This is a genomic window from Variovorax sp. Varisp41 (assembly GCF_047325085.1).
Classification (GTDB): domain Bacteria; phylum Pseudomonadota; class Gammaproteobacteria; order Burkholderiales; family Burkholderiaceae_C; genus Variovorax.
The window spans coordinates 4,571,859-4,583,703 of record NZ_CP168540.1; the positions used below are offsets into that span (position 1 = coordinate 4,571,859).

An 11,845-nucleotide genomic window follows, 5' to 3' on the forward strand; every position below is an offset into this window, starting at 1 on the left:
CTCCCGAGTCCCTCCCACCCAACTCCCCCGAAAGTTCCCTGCCCATGGCCAACCAAGCCCTGATGGCCAACGCGATCCGCGCGTTGGCGATGGATGCCGTTCAACAAGCCAACTCCGGACATCCGGGCGCACCGATGGGGATGGCCGACATGGCCGTCGCGCTGTGGGGCGAGCACCTGCGCTACAACCCCGCCAACCCGCACTGGTTCGACCGCGACCGCTTCGTGCTGTCGAACGGCCATGCCTCGATGCTGCTGTACGCGGTGCTGCACCTGACCGGCTACGACCTGCCGATCGACGAGCTCAAGAACTTCCGCCAGCTGCACAGCAAGACCGCGGGCCACCCCGAGGTCGACGTGACCCCCGGCGTGGAAACCACCACCGGCCCGCTGGGCCAGGGCATCACCAATGCCGTGGGCTTCGCGCTGGCCGAGAAGCTGCTGGCCGCCGAGTTCAACCGCCAGGGCCACGACATCGTCGACCACCACACCTACGCCTTCCTGGGCGACGGCTGCATGATGGAAGGCATCAGCCACGAAGCCTGCGCCCTGGCCGGCGCCTGGCACCTCAACAAGCTGATCGCGCTGTACGACGACAACGGCATCAGCATCGACGGCCAGGTCAAGCCCTGGTTCATCGACAACACGGAAGAGCGCTTCAAGGCCTACGGCTGGAACGTCATCGGCCCGATCGACGGCAACGACGCCCAGGCCGTGTCGAAGGCCATCGCCGAGGCGAAGAAGGAAACCTCGCGCCCCACGCTGATCGCCTGCAAGACCACCATCGGCAAGGGCAGCCCGAACCGCGCCGGCACCGCCAAGGCGCACGGCGAGGCGCTCGGCGCCGAAGAGATCAAGCTCACGCGCGAAGCCCTGGGCTGGACCGCGCCGGCCTTCGAGATCCCGACCGAGGTCTATGCCGACTGGAACCACAAGGACGAAGGCCACCGCGTCGAGACCGACTGGAACGAGCGCTTCGCCGCCTACGCCGTCGCCTATCCCGAGCTGGCCGGCGAGTTCACGCGCCGCATGAAGGGCGAGCTGCCCAAGGAATTCCACCAGGTCGCGTTCGACACCGTGGTGGCCGCCCACACCAAGGCCGAGACCGTGGCCAGCCGCAAGGCCAGCCAGCTCGCGCTGGAAGCGTTCACCGCCGCGCTGCCCGAAATGCTCGGCGGCAGCGCCGACCTGACCGGCTCGAACCTCACCAACACCAAGAGCACGGCCGCGCTGCGTTTCGATCCGAAGACCGGCGCCGTGGTGCTGAACGTGCCGGCGGTCGAGGCCAAGCCCGCCGCCGAAGACGAAGCCAAGCCGGCAGCGCCGGCCGAAGTCCCGCACGGCACCATCGGCCGCCACATCAACTACGGCGTGCGCGAGTTCGGCATGGCCGCGATCATGAACGGCGTGGCGCTGCATGGCGGCTACATCCCCTACGGCGGTACCTTCCTGACCTTCAGCGACTACAGCCGCAACGCGATCCGCATGGCCGCGCTGATGAAGCGGCGCGTGATCCACGTGTTCACGCACGACTCCATCGGCCTGGGCGAAGACGGCCCGACGCACCAGTCGATCGAGCATGCCGCCTCGCTGCGCCTGATCCCGAACCTCGACGTCTGGCGTCCGGGCGACACGGCCGAGACCGCCGTGGCCTGGGCCGTGGCGCTGCAGAACCAGTCGCGCCCGACCGCACTGCTGCTGAGCCGCCAGAACATCGCCTACGCACCGAAGAGCGAACTCGGCGACATCAGCCGCGGCGCCTACGTGCTCGCCGAGCCGGAAGCGGTCGGCCTCAAGAGCAAGAAGACGGCTGCCGTCATCATCGCCACCGGCTCCGAAGTGCAGCTCGCGCTGGCCGCGCAGAAGCTGCTGGCCGAGAAGAAGATCGCGGTGCGCGTGGTGTCGATGCCCTCGACCACCACCTTCGACCGCCAGGACCTGGCCTACAAGAAGGCCGTGCTGCCGAAGAAGCTGCCGCGCATCGCGGTCGAGATGGGCTGCACCGGCGGCTGGTGGAAGTACGGCTGCGCCGCCGTCGTCGGCATCGACACGTATGGCGAATCGGCACCCGCGCCGGTGCTGTTCAAGCACTTCGGCTTCACGGCCGAGAACGTCGCCGCCACGGTCGAGGCCGCGCTGCGCGACTGAGGCAGAGCGCCTTCCGTCCGATCAAGATCAGAGAAGTTTTTCAACCTTAGGAGCAAGTCAGATGGCTATCAAACTCGGTATCAACGGCTTCGGCCGCATCGGTCGCAACGTGCTGCGCGCGGCCGTGCAGAACTTCAAGAACGACATCGAAATCGTCGCCATCAACGACTTGCTCGAGCCCGACTACCTGGCCTACATGCTGCAGTACGACTCGGTGCACGGCCGCTTCAAGGGCGAGGTCACGGTCGAGGGCAACACGCTGATCGTGAACGGCAAGAAGATCCGCCTGACGCAGGAGCGCGATCCCGCGAACCTGAAGTGGAACGAAGTCGGCGCCGACGTCGTGCTCGAGTCGACCGGCCTGTTCCTCACCAAGGAAACGGCGCAGAAGCACATCGACGCGGGCGCCAGGAAGGTGATCCTGTCGGCGCCGTCGAAGGACGACACGCCGATGTTCGTCTACGGCGTGAACGACAAGAAGTACGCCGGCGAAGCCATCGTCAGCAACGCCAGCTGCACCACCAACTGCCTGGCCCCGCTGGCCAAGGTGCTCAACGACAAGTGGGGCATCAAGCGCGGCCTGATGACCACCGTGCACGCCGCCACCGCCACGCAGAAGACCGTGGACGGCCCGAGCAACAAGGACTGGCGCGGCGGCCGCGGCATCCTGGAAAACATCATCCCGTCGTCGACGGGCGCGGCCAAGGCCGTGGGCGTGGTGATCCCCGAGCTCAACAAGAAGCTCACCGGCATGAGCTTCCGCGTGCCGACCTCCGACGTGTCGGTGGTCGACCTGACGGTCGAGCTGGTGAAGGAAGCCACGTACAAGGAAATCTGCGCCGAGATGAAGGCACAGAGCGAAGGCGCGCTCAAGGGCGTGCTGGGCTACACCGAAGACAAGGTGGTGGCCACCGACTTCCGCGGCGACCCGCGCACCTCGATCTTCGACGCCGAAGCCGGCATCGCGCTCGACGGCACCTTCGTGAAGCTCGTGAGCTGGTACGACAACGAATGGGGCTACTCGAACAAGTGCCTCGAGATGGTGAAGGTCGTCTCGAAGTAAGCCTTCGACGCCACCAGGAAAAAACGCGCTCCCCGGAGCGCGTTTTTTTTGGGCGCCGCGCGACGTTCAGCGCAGCTTCTCGTTGCGCCGTATCTCGCTCGCGAGCTGCGCTGCCATGCGTGCCGCGGCGCGGCGCGCGGCCAGGCCGAAATCGCTCTTGTATTCGTCGAACTCGGCGGTGCCGTTGCCGACCGCGCGCACCCGCGTGACCTCGGCGCCGGCGGCATCGGTGACCGTGCACTGCACCTCCGCGGTGAACGAGGTCGGCGGCCAGGCGAGCAGCGAACTGGAGCTCGAGTCGGTCGTGATCCTCGGCGTGAACACCAGCGCGATGCCGGCCGCCTGGTTGGCCTTCACGTCGTTCGCGGTGCGCAGCACCACCACGTCGCGGTACACCGCGCGCAGCGCATCGCGCACCGGCTTCTCGAGGTCGCGGTACGGGTAGTAGCTGACCTTGCTGCCGCTGCCGCCGGGCGTGACCACCTGGGTGTCGCGCTGCGCGTCGGTCATCACGTAGGCCACCTTCTTCTGCACCAGGTGCTGCAGCGAGCGCGGCGGTGCCGGGTCCGTGACCATGGTGATCGGATGGGTGCAGGCCGCGAGCAGCAGCGCGCCGAGGGCCAGGGCGGCGATGCCGGTGGCGCGCGAGAAAGCGGAAAGCAGGGACATGGCGGCGCCTCCTGTGGTTGTCGTCATGGCCGGATCGCCGCCACGAACTGCGCATCGGCATAGACCTGGCGCAGCAGCGCGCGCACCAGCCGCGGGTACTCGGCCTGGCCGGCCGGCACGGCCACCGCGCCGCCGTAACCCGACTCGAACTTGGTCTCGGCGCGGTAGGTGCGGCGCAGCCGCTGCGTGTCGGCGCGCGTGACCACGATCTCGACCTCCATGCGGCCGCCGCCGTTGAGCACGCCGAGGTCGAGCTCGTTGACGAGGATGCGCGCCGCGATGCGCGTGGGCGCCTTCGGGTCGAGGATGGAGATCTCGGCCAGGTCGCGCCGCATCGCCTCCTCGAGGTAGAGCGCGAAGCTGCCGTTGGGCGAGACCAGGCGCGTGCTGCGCATGCGCACGTTGTTGACCTTGTCCTCGGGATCGGTGGGCTGGGCGCGCGCCACCGCCACCATGCCGGGACGCGTGGCCTCGAGGCGGTCGAGCGCCTCGTAGTCGGCCGCGTAGGGCGGTGCCATCAGCGGCGCGCAGCCGCTGGCCAGCAGCACGAGCGCGGCCAGCGCGGCGGGCACCGCGGCGGCACGCGCGCATCGGCGCGGGCCTTGCGAACGGAAGATCGCCATGTCCGTGGTCCCCTCTCTGTATCGTTGAACGGCTGCCGACGAAGGTAGCAGCATCCCGTGCGCACGAATACAACGGAAAGGGGTAGGCGGCGAAGGAGAAGCGCCCGTCGGGCGCGCGGCCTCAGACCGGTTCGAGCACGTGGATCAGCTTGCTCTCGACCAGTGCCTTGGTCTTCTCGCCGTGGGCCTTCATGTGCGGCGCGACCGCGTGGGCCTGCAGGTCGGCCAGCGTCTCCCACTTCTCGATCACGACGAAGGTGTCGGCGCCGAAGCTGGCCTTCGAGGGCGGGATGCCCTGCGCGTCGATGGTGGCGCCGTATTCGATGCAGCCCTTCTCGGCCAGCACCGCGGCGCGGTTCTCGGCGAAGGCGGCGAGCAGTGCGGCGCGCTGGCCGGGCTTGGCGGTGATGACGGCGACGACGTGGATCATGGGCGAGGGTCTCCTGGGGAAGGGAAGAACGGGCCGGTGCGGCCGCGAGCCTCTGAATCTAAGAGATTCCGTCCAGGCGTGCCGGTCCGCTGGGCGACAAGGCCCGAGGCTTGTCCCTATCATCGCGCGCATGTTCTTTCCGCTGCCCCGCACCGCCACCGCGCCCTTCTGTCCGTCGGAGGTGAAAGGCAGCGTCGCGGTGCCGCGGGAACTGTCCTTCGGCCGCAAGCTGCTGCGCTACGCGGGCCCGGGGCTGCTGGTGTCGGTGGGCTACATGGACCCGGGCAACTGGGCCACCGACATCGAGGCCGGCTCGCGCTTCGGCTACGGCCTGCTGTTCGTGGTGCTGCTCGCGAGCCTCGCGGCGATGCTGCTGCAGACCCTGTGCGTGCGGCTCGGGCTGATCGCGCAGAAGGACCTGGCGCGCGCCTGCCGCGAGCGCTATTCGCCGCGCGTCAACCGCTTCCTCTGGCTCGGCGCCGAGCTGGCCATCGTGGCCTGCGACCTCGCCGAGGTGCTCGGCAGCGCGCTCGCGCTGCACCTGCTGTTCGGCGTCTCGATCCCGGTCGGTATCCTCATCACCGCCTTCGACACGCTGCTGGTGCTGGGCCTGCAAGGTGCCGGCTTCCGCCGCGTGGAGGCGATCGTGCTCGGTCTGGTCGGCACCATCGCGGCCTGCTTCGTGGTCGAGCTCGCGATGGCGCCGCCCGACTGGTTCGGCGTGGCGGTCGGCTTCGTGCCGATGCTCGAGCGGTTGCACCAGCCGGGCGCGCTCTACCTCGCGATCGGCATCGTGGGGGCGACCGTGATGCCGCACAACCTCTACCTGCATTCGTCGATCGTGCAGACCCGGCTGGTGGCGCCGACCGAGCCCGCGCGGCGCGAGGCGGTGCGCTTCTGCACGCTCGACGCGGTGGTCTCGCTGTCGCTCGCGCTGCTGGTCAACGCGGCCATCATGGTGCTCGCGGCCAGCGCCTTCCATGGCACCGGCCACACGGCGGTGACCGAGATCGACGACGCCTACCGGCTGATCGAGCCGGTGGTGGGCAGCGCGCTGGCGGCCACGCTGTTCGGCGTGGCGCTGCTGGCCTCGGGGCAGAGCTCGACCTTCACCGGCACCATCGCGGGCCAGATCGTCATGGAAGGCTTTCTCGACCTGAAGATCCCGTGCTGGCAGCGGCGCCTGATCACGCGCGCGCTGGCGCTGGTGCCGGCCTTCGTCGGCGTGTGGTGGTTCGGCGACGGCGGCGTGGGCAGGATGCTGGTGCTGAGCCAGGTGGTGCTGAGCTTCCAGCTGCCGTTCGCGATGTGGCCGCTGATCCGCTTCACGAGCGACCGCGCGCTGATGGGCGGCTTCGCGAACGGGCCGGTGCTGAAGTCGCTGGCCTGGCTGCTGTTCGCGGTGATCAGCGCGGCCAACGTGTGGCTGGTGGCGTCGGTGGTGCTGGGCATCGGCTGAGCGCCGACCGTCGGTCGCGGATTTGCATCCGGTTACCCGGCGTGGCTTCGGGCGGTCATGCGAAGGCCCTAGCATCGGGCCCGTCGCATCACCCAGGAAGCCCCGCGCATGTTCATCGTGACCCTCACCTACATCCGCCCCCTCGAGGAGGTCGACGCGCTGATCGACGCGCACATGGTGTGGCTGCGCAAGCACTACGAGAGCGGGCTGTTCATCGCCTCGGGCCGCCAGGTGCCGCGCCGCGGCGGCGTGATCATCGCGCGCTCGGGCGACCGCGCCGCGCTCGAGGCGGTGCTGGCGCGCGACCCCTTCGTGCAGGGCGAGGTGGCGCGCGCCGAGGTGATCGAGTTCGTGCCGAGCATGACGGCGCTGGGCGCCGAGATGCTCAAGACCTTCTGAGTCTTCAGGGGGCCGGCTTGTCCTCGCGCCCGCCCGGATGCCGCGCGAAGCGCGCCGGGTCGCGGCCATGCACCGGCGCCCCGTCGTCCCAGGGCCAGCCGCCGAACTGCGTGCGGCGGTAGTCGGCCAGGGTCTGGCTGATCTCGGCCTGCGTGTTCATCACGAAGGGCCCGTACTGCACCACCGGCTCGGCGATCGGGCGGCCCTGCAGCAGCAGGAACTCGGCCGTGTCGGCGTCGCCGTTGACGATCTCGACCGCGGTGCCGGCATGCAACTCGATGGCCGCCGGCCCCTGCACCTCGCGGCCCGCGATGCGCGCCTGCGCACCCTTGAAGAAGTACAGCATGCGCCGCGTGCCTGCGCCGCTGGCGGCCGGCAGCGTCCAGTCGGCGCCGGGCGTCATGCGCAGGGTCCAGATCGCCACGTCGGCCTCGGTGCGCGCGGCCCAGGAATCGGGCGGCGGCGCCAGCGGATCGATGGGCGCGGGCGCGCCGGCCGCGGCCGCGTTGCCGAGCCGGCCCGCGATCACCGCGATCTCGGTGCGGCCGCCGCGCGGCGACTCGACCACCAGGCGCGGGATCGCTTCCGACCAGAACATCGTGAAATGCGGCTCGGCCATCTTGCTGGCGGCCGGCAGGTTCAGCCAGATCTGGAACAGCTCGAGCGGATTCGGCGCGCCGGCGTCGAGCAGCGGGAACATCTCGGAATGCACGATGCCCTTGCCGGCCGTGAGCCACTGCACGTCGCCGCCGCCGAAGCGCGCGGTGGCGCCCAGCGAGTCGGAATGGTCGATCAGGCCCTTGCGCACGATGGTCACGGTCTCGAAGCCGCGGTGCGGGTGCGAGGGAAAGCCCGGCACGGTCTCGCCGTGGTACATGCTCCAGCCGTCCTTGCGGCTGAAGTCCTGGCCGATGTCGCGGCCCGCGAGCGAGGCCTCGGGGCCCATCTGCGCGTTGGCGCGCGGATAGGCGTCGTCGTGGTAGACGCAGAACAGGAACGGGTCGACCGTCTCCCACGGGAAGCCCAGGGGCTTGACCCGCACGATGGGGTTGTTGCTGGCGGTGGCGGTGGGCACGTCGGCCTTCCTTTCGGGATCGGACGCCGTCGATGGCGCGGCGTCCTTGCCTTCCATGTCGGGGCGCCGGCGCCCATCGGAAGGGCGCGTGCGCGCGACAGTGCGGCTCGCGGATGGAACGATGGGCATCGCCGGACCGCCTGCAGCCCTTATTGCTGCGGCATCTGCGCGTTCGGGTCCATGAACACGAGTTCCCAGAGGTGGCCGTCGAGGTCCTGGAAGCCATGGCCGTACATGAAGCCGAGGTCCTGCGGCGCGCGCGGCGTGGTGCCGCCGGCGGCGACCGCCTTGGCCACCAGTTCGTCGACCTCGGCGCGGCTCTCGCACGAGAGGCACAGCAGCACTTCGGTGCTGGTGCGGGTGTCGGCGATCGCCTTGTCGGTGAAGGTCTTGAAGAAGGGCTCGACCAGCAGCATCGCGTGGATGCTGCCTTCCTGCACCACCATGCAGGCGGCGTTGGCGTCGGTGAACTGCGGGTTGAAGCTGTAGCCCAGCGCGTTGAAGAAGGCCTTGGACTTGTCGAGGTCCTTGACGGGGAGGTTCACGAAGATTTGCTTGGTGGCCATGGTGTTTCCTGTGCGTCGAAAGATGGGAACGAAAGAGGGGACTTCGGGGCGCTGGACTGGTTGTTGTGTACAGCGTCCACAAATTATGCAAAACAAAATGGACGGTGTCCACATCAATTTGCAAGAAGACGCTTCCGGCCCCTAGACGGCCCGTCCCGATGCCCGCGCGCACCGTGCGCCGATGGGTGGCGCCGCGTCGCGCAGCGTGCATCATGGCTGGCTCATGGAAATCGAATTCAAGTTCCACATCCCCGCCGACCGCCTGAAGGCCGTCGACGCCGCGCTGCGCCGCGGTGCCGTGGTGCGCACGCGGCTGCAGGCGCGCTATTTCGACACTGCCGACGAGCGGCTGGCCGCGCAGGGCATCGTGCTGCGGCTGCGCAAGGAGGGCCGGCGCTGGGTGCAGACGGTGAAGGCCACCGGCGACAACGCGCTGCACCGGCTCGAGCACAACGTCGACCTCGGCACCGCGGGCGCCTCGCCGGGCATCGACCCGCAGCGCCACCAGGGCACGCCGGTCGGCGAGCGGCTGGCGAAGGCGCTCGCGGGCGAGGATGGGCAGCCCGCGGCGCTGGTCGAACGCCAGTCCACCGACATCGTGCGGCTCACGCGCGACGTGCGCAGCACCGGGCCCGGTGGCGTCGTTGCCGAACTGGCGCTCGATGTCGGCAAGGTGGTCGCGCATGCCGGCACGCCCGAACAGCGCGAATCGCCGGTCTGCGAGCTCGAGCTCGAACTCAAGCGCGGCAGCGTGCCGGGCCTGGTCGCGCTCGCGCAGCGCTGGTCGCAGCAACATGGGCTGTGGTTCAGCACCATTTCGAAGGCCGAGCGCGGCGCGCGGCTGCTCGCGGGGCTCGACGTGGTGCCCGCCATCAAGGCCGAGCCGCCACGCTTCGCGAGCGCGCCCGATGGCCGCGCGATCCAGCGCGCCGTGGTCGCGAACTGCCTCGCGCAGATCCTGCCGAATGCCACCGAAGTGGCCGCGGGCAGCGACGACGAGGAACAGGTCCATCAACTGCGCATCGGCATCCGCCGCCTGCGCACGGCCCTGCGTGAACTCGAGGGGCTCGATCCCTCGGGCGCCTTCGACCGCGCGGGCTGGGAGCCGGCGCTGGTCGACTGCTTCCGCGCACTGGGCGCGCTGCGCGACCGCGAGCAGGTGGCGAAGATCGCGCAGCCGAAACTGCGCGAGGCCGGGGCGCCCGAGGTGGATCCGCTGGCCGGCGAGGCGGCCGGCACGGACGCCGCGCAGCCCTCACCCGGCGAGGCCGTGCGCGTGCCTGCATTCCAGGCCGTGCTGGTGGCCTTGATCGGCTTCACCGCGACCGAGGCCCCGGCGCCCGAACCGGCCGCGGAGGGCGCGCCGCCCGTCACGCCGCTGGACTCCGACGACGCCCGTCGCTTCCTGCGCAAGCGCCTGCAACGCCTGCACGAGCAGGCCCTGCGCGACGGCGGCCGCTTCGAATCGCTGGACACCGACAGCCAGCACCGCGTGCGCAAGCGCCTCAAGCGCCTGCGTTACCTCGCCGAATTCGCGGCGCCGCTGTTCGAGACCCGGGACGAGAGGAAGGGCGACGACAAGAGCGCCGCCGAGCGCTACCTGAAGCGCCTGCGCCCCGCGCAGGACGCATTGGGCGAGTTCAACGACGAGGCCGTCGCGATGGCCCTGTACCGCGAAGCCACCGCGCACGATGCGCGCGCCTGGTTCGCGGTGGGCTGGTTCAGCGCACGGCATGCGGCCGGCGCGGCGGCCTGCCGGGAGGCGCTGGAAAAGATCGAGGGCGCGCCGCGGTTCTGGAAGAAGGGCCGCGGCAAGTCCTGACGCGGAGCGCGCGAGCGAGCGCGTCCGATGTCAGTGGTGGTGGCCGTGCGCCCCGTGCACGTGCCGGTGCTCGATCTCCACCGGCAGTGCCTCGCGCACGTCCGTCACGGTCAGGCTGAAGCGCAGCGCCTTGCCGGCCCACGGATGGTTGCCGTCGAGCATCACGACCGGGCCCTTGATCTTCATCACGGTGAAGACATGCTCGCGGCCGTCGTCGAGGCGGCCCTGCAGCTGGCCGCCCACCTTCACGCCCGGCGGGAAGTCGGTCTTGGGAATGCTGCGAACCAGCGTCTCGTCGCGCTGGCCGAAGGCGTCCTCGGGCGCGAGGTTCAGGGTGGTCTGGTAGCCCTTCTCCTGGCCGTCGAGCGCTTCCTCGATCTTGGGCAGCGTGTTCTCGTAGCCGCCGTGCAGGTAGGCCATGGGCTCGGGGCTGGCTTCGATCAGCTTGCCCTGGGCGTCGGCGACTTTGTACTTGAGGGTGACGACGGTGTCTTTTGCGATTTTCATCGGGCCATTTTCCGTGCAAACCGATGGGCCGTAGCAGCTAGGTCTTCCACGAGCGGAAGGCCTCGGGCAGCGTTTCCTCCGTGCTCAGCTTCTGCGTCACCATCGCGATGAAGGCCGACACCGCGAGCGGCAGGTGCTTGCGGCTCGGGTACAGCACGGTCAGCCCCTGCCCCGTGCGCTGGTACTGCGGCAGCACCGGCACCAGCCGGCCGGCTGCCACGTCGAGCCGGCCCATCGAGGGCGGCAGCAGCGCGATGCCCAGGCCGGCCACGGCCGCCCGGCGCAGCGCCTGCGCGGTGTTGCCGCTGAAGCGGCCCGTGACCTGCACTTCCTCCTCGCCGTCCGGCCCGGCCAACCGCCAGGTCGCGCGGCCGCTGGGATGCGCCGCGGTCACGCAGTCGTGCTGCGCCAGGTCCTGCAGCGTGGCCGGGGCGCCGCGCGCGGCGATGTAGGCGGGGCTCGCCACCAGGCCGTCGGTGCGCGGTCCCAGCAGCTTGCGGCCGACGTAGCCCGAATCGGGCTGCGCGCCGCCACGGAAGGCGACGTCGATCTGCTCCGCGATCAGGTCGGCCTTGGCGTCGCTGAGCACGAAGTCGACCCGCACCAGCGGATTCGCGGCCAGGAAGTCGGCCACCCATTCCATCGGGAAGAAATCGAAGAAGTCGGCGGTCGCCGCCACGCGCACGAGGCCGCTGGGCTCGCGGCTGCCGGTGACCAGCTCCTGCCCGGCCTCGACCAGTCCATCGACCGCGCCCGCGCAGCGCTCGTGAAAAGCCTGGCCCGCGCTGGTCAGCGTCAGCTTGCGCGTCGAGCGCTGCATCAGCCGCGTGCCCAGCTGCGCCTCGAGCTGCTGGATGCGCCGGCTCACGGTGTTGGGCGGCAGCCCGAGGCGCCGGGCGGCTTCGGCGAAGCTGCCGTGGCGCACCACCTGCACGAACATGGCGATGTCGTTGAGGTCGAGCATGGGATTCGATTCCTTCCAAGAATGGACGAGTGCAATCCGACTCTACCGTCTAGTCGATCAATGGGTGGCGCCCTAACCTTCGATCCATCGGGCCCGCAGGCCCGTCCATCCATCCCTCGAC

Annotated in this window: 12 protein-coding genes; 5 read left to right on the top strand and 7 right to left on the bottom strand. The window is 69.7% G+C overall.

Annotation, left to right across the window (positions count from 1 at the left end):
• Nucleotides 1–44: 44 nt before the first annotated feature.
• Nucleotides 45–2,147 carry a transketolase family protein gene (locus tag ACEN9J_RS21095; RefSeq protein WP_413761966.1) on the top strand — a complete coding sequence of 701 codons (2,103 nt, stop codon included), beginning with the start codon at nucleotides 45–47 and terminating at the stop codon, nucleotides 2,145–2,147.
• Nucleotides 2,148–2,208: 61 nt separating this feature from the next.
• Nucleotides 2,209–3,210: a type I glyceraldehyde-3-phosphate dehydrogenase gene (gap, locus tag ACEN9J_RS21100; protein WP_057593257.1), complete on the top strand. Its 1,002-nt coding sequence runs from the start codon at nucleotides 2,209–2,211 to the stop codon at nucleotides 3,208–3,210.
• Nucleotides 3,211–3,276: 66 nt separating this feature from the next.
• Here gap and ACEN9J_RS21105 read toward each other — a convergent pair whose 3' ends face one another.
• The 3 genes from ACEN9J_RS21105 to ACEN9J_RS21115 form a co-directional block, all read right to left on the bottom strand.
• Nucleotides 3,277–3,879: a hypothetical protein gene (locus tag ACEN9J_RS21105; RefSeq protein ID WP_082322056.1), complete on the bottom strand. Its 603-nt coding sequence runs from the start codon at nucleotides 3,877–3,879 to the stop codon at nucleotides 3,277–3,279.
• A gap of 23 nt (nucleotides 3,880–3,902) precedes the next feature.
• Complete coding sequence (locus tag ACEN9J_RS21110) at nucleotides 3,903–4,502, bottom strand: hypothetical protein (RefSeq protein WP_057593256.1); 600 nt, start codon at nucleotides 4,500–4,502, stop codon at nucleotides 3,903–3,905.
• 121 nt (nucleotides 4,503–4,623) lie between these two features.
• Nucleotides 4,624–4,932 carry a putative quinol monooxygenase gene (locus ACEN9J_RS21115; protein WP_057593255.1) on the bottom strand — a complete coding sequence of 103 codons (309 nt, stop codon included), beginning with the start codon at nucleotides 4,930–4,932 and terminating at the stop codon, nucleotides 4,624–4,626.
• 130 nt (nucleotides 4,933–5,062) lie between these two features.
• On the opposite strand from ACEN9J_RS21115, the gene ACEN9J_RS21120 reads away from it, so the two are divergent.
• Entirely contained in the window at nucleotides 5,063–6,391 is a 1,329-nt protein-coding gene (locus tag ACEN9J_RS21120) for an Nramp family divalent metal transporter (RefSeq protein ID WP_261208833.1), read from the top strand.
• A 108-nt stretch (nucleotides 6,392–6,499) separates the two neighbouring features.
• Complete coding sequence (locus ACEN9J_RS21125) at nucleotides 6,500–6,790, top strand: YciI family protein (RefSeq protein WP_057593253.1); 291 nt, start codon at nucleotides 6,500–6,502, stop codon at nucleotides 6,788–6,790.
• Between the two features lie 4 nt (nucleotides 6,791–6,794).
• On the opposite strand, the gene ACEN9J_RS21130 is transcribed toward ACEN9J_RS21125, so the two are convergent.
• Both ACEN9J_RS21130 and ACEN9J_RS21135 read right to left on the bottom strand, forming a co-directional pair.
• Nucleotides 6,795–7,922 carry a pirin family protein gene (locus tag ACEN9J_RS21130; RefSeq protein ID WP_413761967.1) on the bottom strand — a complete coding sequence of 376 codons (1,128 nt, stop codon included), beginning with the start codon at nucleotides 7,920–7,922 and terminating at the stop codon, nucleotides 6,795–6,797.
• Nucleotides 7,923–8,014: 92 nt separating this feature from the next.
• Complete coding sequence (locus tag ACEN9J_RS21135) at nucleotides 8,015–8,431, bottom strand: VOC family protein (RefSeq protein WP_057593252.1); 417 nt, start codon at nucleotides 8,429–8,431, stop codon at nucleotides 8,015–8,017.
• A gap of 223 nt (nucleotides 8,432–8,654) precedes the next feature.
• On the opposite strand from ACEN9J_RS21135, the gene ACEN9J_RS21140 reads away from it, so the two are divergent.
• Entirely contained in the window at nucleotides 8,655–10,253 is a 1,599-nt protein-coding gene (locus tag ACEN9J_RS21140) for a CHAD domain-containing protein (RefSeq protein ID WP_413761968.1), read from the top strand.
• A 30-nt stretch (nucleotides 10,254–10,283) separates the two neighbouring features.
• On the opposite strand, the gene ACEN9J_RS21145 is transcribed toward ACEN9J_RS21140, so the two are convergent.
• Both ACEN9J_RS21145 and ACEN9J_RS21150 read right to left on the bottom strand, forming a co-directional pair.
• On the bottom strand, nucleotides 10,284–10,760 hold the full coding sequence (locus ACEN9J_RS21145) for an FKBP-type peptidyl-prolyl cis-trans isomerase (RefSeq protein ID WP_057593250.1): 477 nt from the start codon (nucleotides 10,758–10,760) through the stop codon (nucleotides 10,284–10,286).
• Nucleotides 10,761–10,797: 37 nt separating this feature from the next.
• Nucleotides 10,798–11,724: a LysR family transcriptional regulator gene (locus ACEN9J_RS21150; protein ID WP_261208840.1), complete on the bottom strand. Its 927-nt coding sequence runs from the start codon at nucleotides 11,722–11,724 to the stop codon at nucleotides 10,798–10,800.
• Between the last annotated feature and the right edge of the window lie 121 nt (nucleotides 11,725–11,845).

Excerpts from the sequence above, each read along its gene's own strand:
- ACEN9J_RS21130 (WP_413761967.1), bottom strand. The coding sequence starts at position 7,922 with ATGGAAGGCAAGGACGCCGCGCCATCGACGGCGTCCGATCCCGAAAGG.
- ACEN9J_RS21120 (WP_261208833.1), top strand. The coding sequence starts at position 5,063 with ATGTTCTTTCCGCTGCCCCGCACCGCCACCGCGCCCTTCTGTCCGTCG.
- ACEN9J_RS21115 (WP_057593255.1), bottom strand. The coding sequence starts at position 4,932 with ATGATCCACGTCGTCGCCGTCATCACCGCCAAGCCCGGCCAGCGCGCC.
- ACEN9J_RS21125 (WP_057593253.1), top strand. The coding sequence starts at position 6,500 with ATGTTCATCGTGACCCTCACCTACATCCGCCCCCTCGAGGAGGTCGAC.
- gap (WP_057593257.1), top strand. The coding sequence starts at position 2,209 with ATGGCTATCAAACTCGGTATCAACGGCTTCGGCCGCATCGGTCGCAAC.
- ACEN9J_RS21150 (WP_261208840.1), bottom strand. The coding sequence starts at position 11,724 with ATGCTCGACCTCAACGACATCGCCATGTTCGTGCAGGTGGTGCGCCAC.
- ACEN9J_RS21140 (WP_413761968.1), top strand. The coding sequence starts at position 8,655 with ATGGAAATCGAATTCAAGTTCCACATCCCCGCCGACCGCCTGAAGGCC.
- ACEN9J_RS21105 (WP_082322056.1), bottom strand. The coding sequence starts at position 3,879 with ATGTCCCTGCTTTCCGCTTTCTCGCGCGCCACCGGCATCGCCGCCCTG.
- ACEN9J_RS21135 (WP_057593252.1), bottom strand. The coding sequence starts at position 8,431 with ATGGCCACCAAGCAAATCTTCGTGAACCTCCCCGTCAAGGACCTCGAC.
- ACEN9J_RS21145 (WP_057593250.1), bottom strand. The coding sequence starts at position 10,760 with ATGAAAATCGCAAAAGACACCGTCGTCACCCTCAAGTACAAAGTCGCC.
- ACEN9J_RS21110 (WP_057593256.1), bottom strand. The coding sequence starts at position 4,502 with ATGGCGATCTTCCGTTCGCAAGGCCCGCGCCGATGCGCGCGTGCCGCC.
- ACEN9J_RS21095 (WP_413761966.1), top strand. The coding sequence starts at position 45 with ATGGCCAACCAAGCCCTGATGGCCAACGCGATCCGCGCGTTGGCGATG.